The 15,689-nt window shown below is 42.3% G+C and carries 13 protein-coding genes and 1 tRNA gene; 7 read left to right on the top strand and 7 right to left on the bottom strand.

The window, feature by feature from the left end; genetic code table 11:
* Window positions 1–40 precede the first annotated feature (40 nt).
* Window positions 41–550 (top strand): DinB family protein, encoded by a 510-nt coding sequence (locus tag LAQ65_RS01880; protein ID WP_224115234.1) that lies wholly within the window; start codon window positions 41–43, stop codon window positions 548–550.
* Here the strand turns inward: LAQ65_RS01880 and LAQ65_RS01875 are convergent, their stop codons facing one another.
* Window positions 551–2,791, bottom strand: a complete 2,241-nt coding sequence (locus tag LAQ65_RS01875) for a carboxy terminal-processing peptidase (protein WP_224115233.1) — start codon at window positions 2,789–2,791, stop codon at window positions 551–553.
* A gap of 109 nt (window positions 2,792–2,900) precedes the next feature.
* Between LAQ65_RS01875 and LAQ65_RS01870 the strand changes: the two genes are divergently transcribed.
* The 3 genes from LAQ65_RS01870 to LAQ65_RS01860 all read left to right on the top strand — a co-directional run bounded on the left by LAQ65_RS01870 (window position 2,901) and on the right by LAQ65_RS01860 (window position 6,437).
* Window positions 2,901–2,974, top strand: a tRNA-His gene (locus tag LAQ65_RS01870).
* Window positions 2,975–3,024: 50 nt separating this feature from the next.
* The gene (locus LAQ65_RS01865; protein WP_224115232.1) at window positions 3,025–3,630 is read left to right on the top strand and encodes a DUF445 domain-containing protein; all 606 of its coding nucleotides are present in this window, start codon (window positions 3,025–3,027) and stop codon (window positions 3,628–3,630) included.
* Between the two features lie 152 nt (window positions 3,631–3,782).
* On the top strand, window positions 3,783–6,437 hold the full coding sequence (locus LAQ65_RS01860) for an outer membrane beta-barrel family protein (RefSeq protein WP_224115231.1): 2,655 nt from the start codon (window positions 3,783–3,785) through the stop codon (window positions 6,435–6,437).
* Here the strand turns inward: LAQ65_RS01860 and LAQ65_RS01855 are convergent.
* Entirely contained in the window at window positions 6,434–7,105 is a 672-nt protein-coding gene (locus tag LAQ65_RS01855; RefSeq protein WP_224115230.1) for a LysE family translocator, read from the bottom strand. The two genes, LAQ65_RS01860 and LAQ65_RS01855, sit on opposite strands and share 4 nt — an antisense overlap.
* Before the next feature lie 84 nt (window positions 7,106–7,189).
* The gene (locus LAQ65_RS01850) at window positions 7,190–7,735 is read right to left on the bottom strand and encodes a YceI family protein (RefSeq protein ID WP_224115229.1); all 546 of its coding nucleotides are present in this window, start codon (window positions 7,733–7,735) and stop codon (window positions 7,190–7,192) included.
* Between the two features lie 147 nt (window positions 7,736–7,882).
* On the opposite strand from LAQ65_RS01850, the gene LAQ65_RS01845 reads away from it, so the two are divergent.
* Complete coding sequence (locus LAQ65_RS01845) at window positions 7,883–8,659, top strand: (Fe-S)-binding protein (protein WP_224115228.1); 777 nt, start codon at window positions 7,883–7,885, stop codon at window positions 8,657–8,659.
* On the opposite strand, the gene LAQ65_RS01840 is transcribed toward LAQ65_RS01845, so the two are convergent.
* Window positions 8,654–9,826 carry a sialidase family protein gene (locus tag LAQ65_RS01840; RefSeq protein ID WP_224115227.1) on the bottom strand — a complete coding sequence of 391 codons (1,173 nt, stop codon included), beginning with the start codon at window positions 9,824–9,826 and terminating at the stop codon, window positions 8,654–8,656. The genes LAQ65_RS01845 and LAQ65_RS01840 overlap by 6 nt on opposite strands.
* A gap of 33 nt (window positions 9,827–9,859) precedes the next feature.
* Window positions 9,860–11,317 (bottom strand): glycoside hydrolase family protein, encoded by a 1,458-nt coding sequence (locus LAQ65_RS01835; RefSeq protein WP_224115226.1) that lies wholly within the window; start codon window positions 11,315–11,317, stop codon window positions 9,860–9,862.
* A gap of 450 nt (window positions 11,318–11,767) precedes the next feature.
* Here LAQ65_RS01835 and LAQ65_RS01830 point away from each other — a divergent pair, with 450 nt between their 5' ends.
* Both LAQ65_RS01830 and LAQ65_RS01825 read left to right on the top strand, forming a co-directional pair.
* Window positions 11,768–12,310 (top strand): HdeD family acid-resistance protein, encoded by a 543-nt coding sequence (locus LAQ65_RS01830; protein WP_224115225.1) that lies wholly within the window; start codon window positions 11,768–11,770, stop codon window positions 12,308–12,310.
* Window positions 12,311–12,326: 16 nt separating this feature from the next.
* Window positions 12,327–12,848, top strand: coding sequence for a hypothetical protein (locus tag LAQ65_RS01825; RefSeq protein WP_224115224.1), 522 nt, complete (start codon window positions 12,327–12,329; stop codon window positions 12,846–12,848).
* 4 nt (window positions 12,849–12,852) lie between these two features.
* Here LAQ65_RS01825 and LAQ65_RS01820 read toward each other — a convergent pair whose 3' ends face one another.
* Window positions 12,853–14,202, bottom strand: a complete 1,350-nt coding sequence (locus LAQ65_RS01820; RefSeq protein WP_224115223.1) for a sensor histidine kinase — start codon at window positions 14,200–14,202, stop codon at window positions 12,853–12,855.
* Complete coding sequence (locus LAQ65_RS01815) at window positions 14,192–15,550, bottom strand: sigma-54-dependent transcriptional regulator (protein ID WP_224115222.1); 1,359 nt, start codon at window positions 15,548–15,550, stop codon at window positions 14,192–14,194. The genes LAQ65_RS01820 and LAQ65_RS01815 overlap by 11 nt, the downstream gene beginning before the upstream one ends.
* Between the last annotated feature and the right edge of the window lie 139 nt (window positions 15,551–15,689).

Raw genomic sequence — 15,689 nt, 5'->3', positions numbered from 1 at the left:
AAGGATTATACATTTATGCACTAAAACTTTAAACCATTATATGAAATACAACTTAGTTTACGCTGATTTTTATACAAATTATGTTGCCCTTGTTAAGGAAGCCCCTATCGAAAAAGCTTTGTCAAAAAATACAGAAGAGTTCCTGGATTTATTGGATGATATACCCGGCAGTATGATCAACCATGCCTATGGCGAAGGAAAATGGACAGTAAAAGAAGTGCTGCAGCATATCATAGATGCCGAGCGGGTTTTTTCTTACCGGATAATCCGTATCGCCAGGCTGGATGGCACGCCAATGGCTTCATTTGATGAAAATAAATGGATGGAAAATGCAAATACCGCCAAAAGGAAATGGTCCGATATGGTTAAGGAATTCAAATTCCTGAGGAAAAGCAATTTGCTGATGATTGCTGATTTTTCAAAAGAACAATTGAATGCAACAGGCACTGCAAGCAACCAGCCTGTTAGTACAGCTGCACTCTGCTATATTTTAGCAGGACATGTAAAGCACCACATGAATATTTTGAAGGAGCGGTATTTGAAAAAGTGATTACTGCTTCTCAGCAGCAATCACTTTTTGTTCACCAGCTTTTGAGAATGCGAGGTTTTTCTGGTACACCATATCATTCACTGCATTCAGCGCCTCATCAAGGTAAATATCATTGGTGAGGCCTTTTTTCCAGGCTTTATACCTTTCCAGTTTATCTGTATCCGTAGAAAAACGGGTATCAGATCCGGGAACATCTTCTACAACAATTTCCTTAGACAATTTATTCAGGCTTTCCAGTTGTTTAACTGTAGCGTTGATTTTCTTCTTGCTATCCCGGTACTTTTCAAGGTTCAGGGAATAAGTTTTGTCATTCTGTTCGGCAAGCCAGTCTGTATTGGTTTTAATCAGGTTGAACGCCGGATTGTTATTCACCCTTAACTGGCTGTTCTTACTTACTACATCAATGTCATAAGGCGCTTTCCAGGTTGTATAGGGCGATTTCTGGATTTCATCCCAGGGCAATGCATCAGGATCATCTTTCTCCCGCAATTTTGATTTTTCAAGAACGTCAGGAATAACAATATCAGAACTTACCCCTTTCAATTGGGTTGATCCCCCGTTTATCCGGTAAAACTTCTGGAGGGTGAGCTTAATTGTTCCCAATTCACTGTTTGATGTAAACATGCCGGATTCCTTATCCAGGCCAATATTTCGCTGTACTGTTCCTTTTCCATAAGTAGTGGAACTACCGATAATGACACCTCTTTTATAATCCTGGATGGCTGCTGCAAAAATCTCTGAAGCCGATGCACTGAACTCATTTACCATAACTGCCAGGGGGCCGTCGTACAATACAGATTTATCGCGGTCGCGCAATACACTTGGTTTGCCATCACGATCCCTGACCTGCACAATTGGACCGTCTTCGATAAATAATCCAACCATTTGCACCACATCATATAAGGAGCCGCCACCATTATTACGGAGGTCCATCACTATGCCATCTATTTTTTGTTCTTTCAGTTTGATGATTTCCTTGGCTACATCAATTGCACAGCGGTTTCCTTTAGGGTTGTCGAAATCTGCATAAAACTCGGGAAGGTAAATAAACCCGATTTTAGATTTACCATTGTTTACAATTGCACTGCGGGCAAAGGTTTCATCCTGGACAATTTCATCACGTATCAGTGACACCACTTTAATGCTGCCATCATTTTTACGCAATGTCAACCTTACTTCAGTCCCCTTTTTACCCCTGATAATTTTCACTGCATCTTCGGTTGCAGAACCAGCCAGGTCTGTCGGCTCTTCTGCTCCCTGGCCTACTTTCAATACAATATCACCTACTGTAACTTCACCCGATTTCCATGCAGGGCTCCCGGTTAACAGGGAAGCAATTTTGATATTTCCATCTTCCTCACGCAGGGAAGCGCCGATGCCAAAGAACCGTCCGCTCATTTGTTCATCAAAATACCGTTTATCTACCGGGGGAAAAAAGGTTGTATGCGGATCCATTGTACTGGTAATGGTATTCACGTACTGGTTGAACCTGTCGTCATCGCTGTATTTTAATTTCAGGCGGTCAAACATCCGGTTTACCACTTTCTGCACCTTATCTCGCGCATCCTTCTCCAATTCTGTATTGGTTTTGGCTACATAGTCGGGCTTGCCCTTGCTTTTTTCCTGGATATCAAGCAGGTCGGAATACCTTTCCAGCGCCATATACTTCAGTCTTTTCCGCCACCTGTCTTTTTTCTCCGCCTCATTTTTGGGGAATTCAAGGTTTTCAGGATCTAATGTGATATTCTCTTCAGTTTTGAATTCGAATGGTTTTTCCAGCAGTTCTTTTGCCAATTGCTCGGTTTCAAGGACCCTGTTTTTGAAGATTAAGGAAACAGCGGGTACGAATTCCACGTCGCCGCCATTTATTTCATCATCAAGCTTTGTTTCATATTTCCGGAGTGATTGTATATCAGACTGCAGGAAGATGTTTTTTTCACCATCTACCGTAGTAAGGAATTTCGTAAAGACTTCCTTAGAAAAAGCATCATCTAATTTCTTAGGGCTATAATGCACCTGGAGAAGGATATCCCCGACATTATGCAGAATTTTTTCATATTTGCCAGGGGGATGGGTACCATTAGTTCCCATAGAGCGGAAGCCGATGAAAAGGGCACAGGACAACATGATCACCAGCACGGGTAAGCTTCTTTTACTAAACATAAAATCAACCAGTTTTTGCATTGTTCCAAAAATAACGAATAAACCATAGTGCTTGTTGCTGATGCCTGCAATTAACATGTGATTATGATGAATGGCAGCGTATCTTTTTTTAATAACCTTAATTTCTGATCCGATTTTTTACTTATTTTTGTGCCCGCTTCAAAAAAGCGACTGTTTTTATCTCATGGAGGTTGTAGCTCAGTTGGTTAGAGCGTCAGTTTGTGGCACTGAAGGCCGGGGGTTCGAGACCCCTCAGCCTCCCATCAATCCCTCACTTCGGTGAGGGTTTTTTTTACCTTTTGTAAGGGGACATGAATTATTGGTTATTACTCATTCCTATAATATCAGCCTTTCTTGGATGGCTCTCCTTCCATATGGCAATTGATTTGCTTTTTCATCCCCGCTATCCTAAAAAGCTCTTCGGCTTTCATTTCCAGGGGATTTTACCTGGCCGGAAAATAGCAATTGCGGAAAAACTGGGAACTATAGCCGAAACTGAATTCCTTACGAATCCCGGTTTAACCCAAAAAATTGCTGATCCTGAAAACATCCGGCAGGTACTGCCTTTTGTGGAGGAACAGATTGATCATTTCCTTAAAGTAAAGCTCAAGGAGTCTATGCCTGTGGTTGGCATGTTTATCGGGGAAAAGACCATAGCACAGCTGAAAGGGGTTTTTATGGAAGAATTAATCCTGATATTTCCCCCGCTGATGGAAAAATATGCCACCAACCTCCAGTCCCAGCTGGATCTCAAAAAAATTGTCACCACCAGGATGGCAGTTATATCACCTGAACAATTGGAAAAAATGGTCCGTGATGCACTTGTCAAAGAATTCCGGTTTGTCAAAATACTAGGGTTGGTGCTGGGGTTTATAATTGGCATTCTTACCGTTTTAATTAGCACCATAACCTATTAAATGGATCAAAAAACCGTTCATCCGATTCTTTTGCCATTTATCAGTTCTTCAAAACCTATGTTTAATACAGCTGTTCTTTACCATTCATCAATTTGTACAGTCCGGGTGCAGGGCAATGACAGAACTTTACAGAACCCAGAGAAATTTAACACATGACCAAACTGCTCTTAGCTATTTTTCTTTTATTTTCTTCAGCAATTGTTTTTGCCCAGATACCTGCCGGGGTTAATGCGAATCGTGCTGGTGCTGCCGGTGCGTCCATGAATGTTGGCCATTTTTATGGCCGGATTGTAGACAGTTCCACAAATAAAGGGATTGAAGCCGCCTCTGTCCAATTGATACAAAGCAAATTTGATACGCTTTCCAGGAAAAGAAAAGATACCATCATTGCTGGCATGCTCACGGATAAAAGAGGGGAATTTAGTTTTGAGAACCTGGCAATAGCGGCAAGTTATAAATTGAAAATTTCGGCCATTGGGTATAAAATTATTGAACAAAAGGTTGCATTTGAACTTAAAATGGGTGGGGATATGTCAAAAGCGCTATCAGCTGTTGACAAGGACCTCGGCAACCTGAAAATGAAAAACGATGCCCAAACCCTGGAAAATGTTACCGTTTCCGCATCCAAACCCCTTATAAGCTCCGGGATAGACCGAAAAATATTTAACGTAGAAAAAAACATCAATTCCGCAGGGGGAACAGCTGTAGATGTAATGAAAAATGTGCCCTCTTTGCAGGTTGACCTCGATGGGAATGTTACGCTGCGGAATGCAAGCCCGCAGATTTTTGTTGATGGCCGCCCTACTACCCTCACGCTTGACCAGATTCCGGCGGATGCTATTGCCACTGTAGAAGTAATTACCAACCCATCAGCGAAATATGATGCATCGGGAGGCACTTCCGGCATACTGAACATTGTATTGAAAAAGAATAAAAAGGTGGGATATAGCGGAACTGTCAGAGGTGGAGTTGACGAAAGGGGAAAAATCAATGCCGGGGGCGATATCAACCTGCGGCAGAATAAAGTAAACCTTTTTGCCAATGTCAATTTTAACCAGCGGAAATCAATTTCTGATGGCGTAACCGAAAGGCTTTCAACCTTCAACAAACCAAGTACCGAATTACACCAGTATGACAAAACCACAAACCTGGGGCAATTTGCCTTCGGGCGATTTGGGGCAGATTATTTCATTAATAACAGGAATACACTTACAGGTTCCCTGAACCTTGTACAAGGCAAATTTACCCCCAATACGGTTAGTGATATTTTTGTAGATACACTGTTGGAATCTGGTTCCAAACAATCTTATAGCCAGCGGAATTCCAATACCACCGGTAATTTCAAAAACCTGGGTTCCTCGTTGGGATACAAACACAATTACTCCAAACCGGGTAAAGAATTAACCGCCGACCTCAATTTCAACCAAAGCAAAAATGAAAACAGTAATGATATCCTGACGAATATTTATCCTGTGGCAGGAAGTGAAACCAATGCCCGCGTGTATAACCAGGTCCTGGATGGTGAAGGAAAGAATCGCTTCTTTACAGCTCAGACAGATTTTGTAAACCCACTCACCGAAACTGCGAAGCTGGAAATGGGCTTGCGGGCCCAGTTCAGGACAGTGGATAGCCGTAATGATATTTTCCAGCGCCTGCCCGATGGCACGCTAATTCCATTAAAGGAATTGTCTTCACAATATGTGAATTCCGACCGGGTATTAGCGGGTTATACTTCATTCACCAACAGGTATAAAAAACTGGGGTACCAGGTAGGTTTGCGGTTAGAAAGTTCACAATATGAAGGCACCGTACATTCAACTACAACTTCACAAAAGGATACTTCACAAACCTTTTCCAATAATTTCCCGATAAGCCTTTTCCCCAGTGTATTCCTAAGCTACGACCTGGGTAAACAACAGAGTTTGCAACTTAGTTATACCCGCAGGATAAACCGCCCTAATTTTTTCCAGTTGTTTCCCTTTACCAACTATTCTGATTCGCTTAACCTGACCAGGGGTAACCCAGACCTCCAACCTGAATTTACCAAGTCTCTTGAAATGTCTTATACCAAGAATTTTGAAAACAATAATACATTCCTTGCTTCAGTATACATGAAGCATACCACCAACCAGATAACCAGGATACAGCAAAAAGAACTTAACCCGATTTCAGGTGACACTGTCCTGATCAATACATATACTAATGCAAATAGCAGTTATGTCGGCGGGTTGGAACTTACAACTAAAACCATCCTTAAAAAATGGTGGGAATTAAATGTCAACCTCAACCTGTACACGTCAAAAATAAATATTGTGGACTCAAGCGTTCAGCAGCAGGATAATATGTGGAGTTATTTCTTCAAGGTGAACAATATATTCAGGTTGCCTAAAAATTTCACTTTGCAGCTGAGCGGCGAATACACCTCAAAAACCATCCTGCCACCTGGCGGAAGCAGCAGTGGCGGTGGATTTGGGGGGGGTGGATTCATGGGTGGACCGTCGTCTACTGCACAGGGTTATGTACGCCCGAACTATTACGTTGACCTGTCCTTGAAGTATGAGTTTCTGAAGAATAAAGCAGCAGCATTTACTTTAAGCTGGAATGATATTTTCCGTACCAGGATTTCAGATATACATTCTGAATCAAGCTTTTTCGTTCAGGATGCCAGCCGTGTAAGGGATCCGCAATTCCTTCGCCTGGGTTTCAGTTACCGCTTCGGTAAGTTTGACACATCATTGTTCAAGAAGAAAAATATTAAAGGGGAAATGCAGAATATGCAAAACGCTAATGAAGGGGTCCAGTTTTAACGTTTCTGCTCCGTGGGTACTTTAAGTTGCTGTTCCATGGGTTTAACCATAACCCTGGCAAACTGGATTATAGCTGAGACCAGGAATACCAGTCCAACTATTAAATTAAGTGCACGCTGCCCCGTGTTTAATCTCCTCACCAGCCATTTACCGCCAAAAATGAATAAAATCATTCCGGCAATAGTTCCGGTACCGATCCCTAAAGTATAGATGTTAAAAGAAAGGGAAGTGGATTGAAGCAAATGGATACTTAAAAAATAGCCAGACCAAAGGAACCAAAAAGGAATTTTTAGCGGATTTATTGCGCTCATGGATATACCCAGCCAAAACCGGTTAACTGTATTACTGAGCAAAATGCTTTTTTGACCGGCTTTTTCTTTTTTGGCCGCATTGAAATTACTGATGGCCAGTACCAGAAAAAGTATAACAGATAACCATTCCATGAAATAAAACACCCGTTGGTTTGCCAATAAAAAATCAATACCCTTCAATGAAACCCTGACGAATAGTAATTCTATTATGGACACACCAAATGCAAAGGCCATTGCCTTTTGGACTGATTCCTGCACTGATATCTGCATTGCCGTAATGTTCAGTATACCAAGTGGTATACTGCCCAGAAAACTAATCACCATCCCGACAGTAAAAATTTCAATGGCGTAATTCATTTAATTATTCCCTCTTCCATTCAAAATTACTGTTCTTACAAACATCGGGCGATCTTCATTATAAGTCATATAAAGAATGCCTTTTTACCTGGCCATTACTTTCAGTTCAATATTTACGTTATCAGCAAGGGAAATACTATTGCTTCCGACTTTATAATCAAGCCGGTTTAGGGTAAATTCCCCTTCAAATAAGACACCGCCGTTTACTTGTTTTGCGGTAAAAGGAATATCAATTGTACGGCTAACACCTTTTAAAGCCAATTCACCATGAAGGATAAACGAACCTGGTGTATTTCCGGATCGTACTGTTTCACTTTTTATGGTAATCATGGGGAAATGTCCTGCATCAAAATAATCTTCAGATTTCAGGTGCCTGTCGCGGGCACTAATCCCTGTATTTATGGTGGAAGCAGCAATGCTGGCATCGAAATGTGACTGCATAATATTTTTAGGGTCAAAACTGATGTGACCTTCCAATCCTTTAAAAGTGCCAGTGGTAGTAAACCCGAAATTGCGGATTGAAAACCTTACAGAAGATGCATTATCATCAGGCTGAAGTATTTGGGATAGCAGCTTACCGGGAAGAAAGCCGGCCAAAAATACCAGTATTATATACCAAATTGACTTCATAAAATCAGAAAGCAATATTATATACAATTAACACACCGCCTATGCTAATTGTTTCTATAGCCTGCAACAGGGGGCCTGTTTTATAAAATAATTCTGAAATCCCTGATTTCAACCAATTCCTATAGATTTACAAAAAAATATTGCTGCATGCAGGTTCCTACTATGGCTCAGCTGATGGCGTCAGGAGAAACACCCGAAGTTCTTTTTTGGGTTGGCTGCGCCGGAAGTTTTGATCAACGTGCCCAAAAAATCACAAAAGCATTTGCACTTATTTTAAATACGGTAGGAATCAAATTTGCCATTTTAGGTAAGGAAGAAATGTGCACCGGCGATCCTGTCCGGAGGGCTGGCAATGAATTTATGTTCCAGATGATGGCTTACCAGAATATCCAGGTCCTGAATGGTTATGGCATTAAAAAAATCGTAACCACCTGCCCGCACTGTTTCAATACCCTTAAAAATGAATATGCAGAATTAGGCGGCCATTATGAAGTAATGCATCATGCCAGTTTCCTGCAAAAGTTGATCGATGATGGCCGGATTAACCTTAAAGAAGGCGGCAGTTTTAAAGGGAAGAAGATCACTTACCACGACAGTTGTTACCTGGGCCGTGCAAATGGCATTTATGAGGCACCCAGGAAAGTCCTGGAAGCACTGGATTCCGAATTGGTTGAAATGAAAAGATGCCGCAGTAACGGACTATGTTGCGGCGCCGGCGGTGCCCAGATGTTCAAGGAAGAAGAAAAAGGCAGCACCCGTGTAAACTGGGAACGTACTAATGATGCCCTTGAAACGGGCGCAGTTGTTATTGCTTCAGCATGCCCTTTCTGTAATACGATGATGACCGATGGTATCAAGACCAAAGAGAAGGAAGAAAGTGTCCAGGTGCTGGACATTGCCGAGATGATTGCCGCGAGCTTATAGTTTTATCTCCAGGATAGTACCGGCAATATACCGCGGTCCGTTGTCCTTATTGAAATAATATACCACCAAAACACGGTTCCTGTCTAATTGTACCGGCCAGGTATAACCGATATCACCATTACCGCCATCGTCGCGAAGTACAATTTCCAGGGAAGTCGCAAAATCTGTGCATTCTGCATTCAGGATGCGGGCACGGATACCAAATGGCTGATGCCTGTATCCATAGGTAAGCAGGACCCTGTTATCCGGAAGGCGCAAAGCGTTCAGCGGATGCCCCTGGAAGCCCATGGATTCCCACTTGAATGTTTTTCCGCCATCCTTTGAACGGGCAATGCAAGCTTTGTCATCGTAATTGGCAGTCCGTAAAAAAGCAACGATATCACCTTTGGGCGTTTCATAAACGGAAGTTTCATTAAACATTACAGTAGCATCTTCTGCAACTATACCTGAGTATTTCCAGGTAGATCCTTTATCGGTTGATACCAGGAGATGATTGGAAGTCCTTCCGGCAGTATCCATAGCCGCTACCACCCACAATATGCGACCATCCTTTGCTTCATAAAGCGCCCCCCTGTTATAAGCCGGAACCGGATTACCTAAAGCAGTTAACATCTTTTCCGGTGCAATATTAGGCGGATAAACAGGGCCCTTCCAGCTATTTCCACCATCCTTTGACCGAATGAGGTATCCACCGAGAAAAACGGCTTCACCAGCCGGAAAATAGGGCTTCTTTAAATTAGGTATTCCATCGGGGCGGACAAAAGCCCAGCCATAGCTGGCACAAAGCAAGGTGCCGTCACGTAATTGCAATAAACAGGGATCCTGAGAACCACCATAAGGGTGGGCATAGATCAGTTCAGGTTCTTTGGTCCAGGTTTGGGCATCCCTGGAACGAACCATTACCAGGTAGCTGTTTGGATCTGTATGGCTTGTACCCTTCTCACCAAAAATTTTCCTGTCCGGCGCCCTGCGAAAAGCTACCAGCAATTCTCCGTCGGGTCGTTTTACAACTGATGGAAAAGACGCATAGAATGCAGTATCCTTGTAGATTACAACATCTTTCAATTTGCGGACACCAGGAATACTACCTGGTGCCGGTACAAATGCAGTCAAAAGCCCGATACAACAAACTGTGGCAGACTTAATTATTTGCCCTAAACTGACCATGCCTTTTAATTAAAAATGTAAGTACAATGAGGATTAATTAAACTTGAAAGAATACAAATCTGCATCCTTCATTAAAAAATGTAACCGTACAGGTTTTGAAGCGAGTGATTCCAGGCTCTGGCCTCCTTTCCAGGAAACAACCCTTTTTATTTCATTGCCAATTATTTCCCGGGAATCATCCATTGTAAACCCTGGAATTGCTTTACCGTTTTGGTCCTGGATTTCAATACGGATTTCACCAGCAGCGGATGTTGCGTAATTGATCTCTAACTCCTTCCCGGAAAATACAAAAGGTTTGGTAATAAGTTCTCCGCCCTTATAAGGCGCTGAAACAGCTGTAAATCCATCCAGCCTTAAGGAATACCGTTTAATGTGTGCTGTATTCTGGGCATAGTCTTCATTAACATATACAGACATTTCAGTAGGACTTGTTTGTACAACATTCAATGCGGGATAATTTGATCGCGATACCCAATTTGCCAACCCGATCCCGGGACGGATGAAAGACTCCATAAATAACCTGTCGTACCGGCTGCCACCGCGACTTGACATAAGAATAACATCTGAACAATCCTTATAATATTGGGGATCAACATTCAAAGCCTTTGCTTCGGCATCAGATATAACCTGGCGACCGGGCATAAATCGCGCCCCTATTGCAAGATAAATTTGCTGAGCCCTGAAATAGGGACTTGTCTGCTGGGTATAAAGATGCTCAAAGGGTGTATCACCAAATGTCATAGCGACCGGCTCCGTCCAGTTAATAAAATCTTTGGATGTTGTCCTGCTGACTGACCTGAACCCGCTGTAACCTCCACCAGACCAGGTACGGAAATAACAGACATATTGCCCTTCAGTTTCTGACCAGAACGATACGTTTTGCGAGTCAAATGCCCCTTTCTTAAAAACAGCATCCTGCTTTAATCGTTTCCAATGGATACCATCCGCGGAAACATAAGCAACCAGGCCGGATTTTTCAATTCCACCCAGCGCTTTATATTTTTCTTCCGGCTTTGCATTTGGATTTAAATCAAGGAAAGGGCTGAAATTATGTGTTACCGGAGCGTCATTGGCAAGTATTATGTTGTTTTCCAAAGAGCCATTAATTGAATGGATTTTCAAGCCCGGTTTAACCCAATGGATACCATCCACGGATTCAGCATAACAAGTCACTTCAGCATCGTTTCCATCATTACCAGAGACAGGGATACCCCTGTAATAAGCCCGGTAGATGTTGCTATCTTTAATGATAGTGCAATAAGCACTGAACCGTCCTTCCCAGGGTTTATCAAATTGTAACACCGGGCCTTCATTGCGCGGTATTTGAAGTTTAATATTTGCATTGATCAGTTTATCCACTAAATAATTATCAACAAATATTTCCCTTCTATTACCAACCTGGACAACAGCCGCATTTTGTCCAAAGGTTGTTAACGCATTTATGGCAAAACATAAAAATGCAAGGTTTTTAATCATTAAATACCTGTTCATCTGATACCTGATTATTTTATTAAGTGTTTTTTCCGGGAGGGTCCGGTTATGCGGAAGAAGTTAGCTGTTTTTCCGGAAACGGTCCTCTTTGCCTCCCCGATACTACCTCTTTGGGTCCTCTTTGGCTCCTCGGCCCCGGAGGTCTTTCCGAGGACCCAAAGAGGACCCAAAGAGGACCCAAAGAGGACCCAAAGAGGTGTTTTCGAGGTAAAATGGACATTCATCACAGGAATGAGTACAAACCGTCACAGGAATGAATATAGACCATCACATAAATGAAGGGAAATAGTGGTTCTGGTTTGATTTTTGTTTTCCGGGTTACTGCCCAAGGAGTGTTTGAATAGAATATCAATTCATACACATTTCATTAACTTTATACAACACAGTGCTTCAGGATATTTAGAATGATGGCAGTGCTGGAGCCAGAAAAGGGTATCAACAACTACAAATATGAAATCCATTGGAAGTTCAGTCTGGAAACTGCTGTTATTACGCGGTATCCTGGCCCTCCTGTTCGGGCTGCTGGCTGTATTTTTACCAGCAATTACATTTTCCACCATTATTTTATGGCTTGGCGCCTGGCTCGCCATTAACGGGGTATTGATGATGGTTGGCTCTTTCCAGGATAAAGCGGAGGACAAAAACTGGTGGATAGCGATGTTGGCCGGAATTGTAAGCCTGCTTTTAGGAATTTATACCTTCATGAACCCTACTGTAACCGGTGCCATTATTATCGTTTACCTGGCTATCTGGTCATTAATTGTGGGCATTGCAGAAATTGTATTTGCTATCAGGATCAGGAAAGAAATTAAAGGGGAAGGCTGGCTGATCGCAGGAGGGGTTTTGTCAATAATTTTCGGGGTATTATTACTTGCAAACCCAATCCAGGGAGCCATTACCTTAACATTACTGCTGGGTATTTATGCATTCATCTATGGTTTATTCCTGGTTATCCTGGCAATGCGTATACGAAAAACCCTGATTCACCTGTAAATAGTAACTTTGCCCTATGAACCTTGCATACCAGGAATTATTACCCCAGGATTTCGCCCCTTCATCAAGAGTATGGATATACCAGTGCAACCGGCTTTTTGGTATGGGCGAAGTAATCGAAGTTGACAATATCCTTCAATCTTTTGTGAAACAATGGCAAACCCATGGAACACCGGTAAAAGGATTCGCCACTGTATTTTTCGGTCAGTTCATTATTATAATGGCCGACGAAACCGGGGAAGGTGTCAGTGGCTGCAGCACGGACAGCAGTGTCCGCGTGATAAAGCAAATTGAGCAACAATTTAAAGTAACCCTTTTCGACAGGCAATTACTTGCATTTGTTGTAAAAGACAAAGTCCAGTTGATTCCATTGGCACAATTGAAACCAGCTGTTGAAAGCGGGATTTTACCCGTGGACAGTCTTTACTTTAATAATATGGTAGCCAACAAAAAAGAACTTGAAGAAAACTGGATTATCCCTTTATCCAAAAGCTGGTTGAAAAACCGGTTAAACCTAACCGGTAGTAAGGCGGGTTAATATTTCAGGTCCCGAATTGGAGGGAGAAAACGGTCCCCTCGCCTATTACAGACTGAACCTGTATATTACCCTTATGCAGCATCATAATTTGTTTGCAAAGGCTAAGCCCGATACCGCTGCCTGTTTTCTTTGTACTGAAGAACGGAATGAAAATTTTCTCCATCACTTCCTGCGACATACCGGCCCCGTTGTCGGCGACTTTAATTATGGTTTTCCGGTTGGGTCCTGTTGCAGCAGAAAGGATAATTTTCGGATGTTCACTTTCCCTCACAGCATCCATGGCATTCACCATTAAATTAATAAGCACTTGCTCAAGAAGGTTAATATCAGCTTCAAGAAATAATTCAGGCTCTTTAAGGATAATCTCCAGTTCAAAGTTTTTCTGTTCAAACGTAGGCTGCATGAGCTGCTGGAGGTTACGGAACAATTCCAGCACATAAATTTTTTCGAGGTGCAGTTCACTTATTTTATTAAGGTTCCGGTATGTTTCAGCAAATCTCAAAAGGCCTTCACTGCGGCGCTTAATTGTTTCAATGCCCAGTTCGAGGTCTTCCAGTGTGCTGTTCTTATCTTCAACTTCCCTTGCAGCGGCATGCAGCCTGTTCTTTAAGGTGTCGGCCAGGGATGAAATCGGTGCTACTGAATTCATGATTTCGTGGGTCATAACGTTCAGCAGTTTCTGCCAGGCTTTTGATTCAGTTTCATCGAGGGCTTCATTCACATTCTGGAATGCAATCAGCTTATATTGCTTGTCGTCAGTCTGGAATGCAGTACAGGAAACAAGTACTTTAAAGCTACCCTTATCCAGCTGGGCAGCTGCAACCTTAGCTTCACCCGGCCTGATGCTGGTAACCACTTTATATAAGCCGGCATCGCGCTTTTCCAGGGAATGCACTGTTTTTAAATAAGGCAAGTGCAACATCCGCTTTAAGGATTCATTCATCCAAACGACCTGTCCATCTTCTGTTTCATATGAAAGAATTCCCGTATCGACCAACTCCAGTATTTTTTGCAGGTATTGGTATTGGGTTTCCTTTTCCTTACTGATTACTTTAAACGTGGAGTTGATCTCATTAAATCCATGCCGCAATGGCTGCAATTCAGCCGGGGCGTGCTTTACATCAAAATAACGCGAGAAGTCACGGTAATGGACCGATTCTACAAACTGGTCAAGTTCAACCTGGGCCTTTTGCTGGTAACGGTACAGGTCAGATAATTGGTAAATCAAAACCGGCACCACAATTAACAGGAATTTATATTGCTGGTTAACCAGTAACCAGGCAGCTACACAAAGCACTGCAAACATCAGCATCACTTTCAGGAACAACCTGTTTTCACCTTTCTTAAATATCATATTTACTGAGTCTTCTGTACAAGGCAGTACGCGTTAAACCAAGCTCTTTAGCAGCTTTGGTAATATTTCCATTATGTTTTTCTATAACTTTAAGAATAGTATTTTTCTCGATAGCACTAAGCTTCAATTCAGAAGGTTCCTCATTCTGGTCAGTAGCAAATTCTATGGGAGAAAATAAAAGGTCACTGGCTTTCAGCTCATCGCCTTCAGCCATGATAACAGCCCGTTCGATGGTATACTGAAGTTCCCTGACATTACCCGGGAATGCGTAGGATAATAATTTATCATTAGCAGTTTCGTCGAATTTCAATTGCGGCTTCATATACTTTTTACTGTACATCGCATTAAAATAATTTGCCAGTAACAGTATATCCTTACCCCTTTTCCGCAGCGGCGGCATAATAATCTCCACTGTATTGATGCGGTAAATAAGGTCTTTCCGGAACCGGTTTTCATTGGCCAGTTCAGAAATAGGAAGGTTTGTTGCGCATATCAGGCGAACGTCAATAGGAATGGGTGTATTCGTCCCCAACCTGGTCACCTGGCGATTCTGTAAAACGGAAAGTAATTTGGCTTGTTGCTGTAAACTGATATTACCAATTTCATCCAGGAAGACGGTTCCCCCATTTGCTGCTTCAAACCTGCCGGCCCTGTCTTCACGGGCATCCGTAAACGCACCCTTACGGTGGCCGAATAATTCAGATTCAAACAGCGAATCAGTCAGTGCCCCCACATCCACTTTTACAAAAGGTTTGTCGGCCCTAAGGGAATGCTGGTGAATGGCTTTTGCGATAAGGTCTTTACCTGTGCCATTTTCTCCCAGGACAAGAATATTAGCATCAGTTGGGGCGATCTTTTCAATTTTATAAAAGATAGCCTGCATCTGTTCTGAATTACCCAGCAATTCATTCCCGATCAGGGTACCTGCCGCAGAACTCCTTTCGCCAGAATGTTCACCGTCCCGCTTTTTAAGTACTTCCTTAATAGTGGCAATCAACCGGTCATTATGCCAGGGTTTTACCACAAAGTCTGAAGCTCCGTCCTTAAGCGATCTTACGGCAAGATCCACATCCCCATAAGCAGTGATCATAATAACGGAAGCGTCAGATTTCAGTTCTTTTACTTTTCGTAACCAGAACAACCCTTCATTACCTGTATTAATGGAACTGGTAAAATTCATATCCAGCAGGATAACATCAAATTTCCGGCTGCTCAGCAATTGCTGTAACAATTGTGGGTTCTTTTCCGTCACAACATCTTTAACTTCTGTTTTCAACAGAAGGCGAACGGCTGTTAACACATCTGTGTCATCATCCACAACAAGTATTGAGGCATTTTTTAACGTCATAATATTTCAGCACAATGATAATATTATTACAAAACCGAACAGCATTTTTTATTTCATTTCAGCAAGATTAATATGGGATACCAAAAGCGGACAGTAATTGTATCAAAATCGTACAGTGGTTTTTTTCAAAAGATTACAA

Source organism: Flavihumibacter profundi (genome assembly GCF_020076305.1).
Taxonomy (GTDB): domain Bacteria; phylum Bacteroidota; class Bacteroidia; order Chitinophagales; family Chitinophagaceae; genus Flavihumibacter; species Flavihumibacter profundi.
Note: the sequence above shows the minus strand (reverse complement) of the source record. Positions and strands in the feature narration are given on the sequence as shown.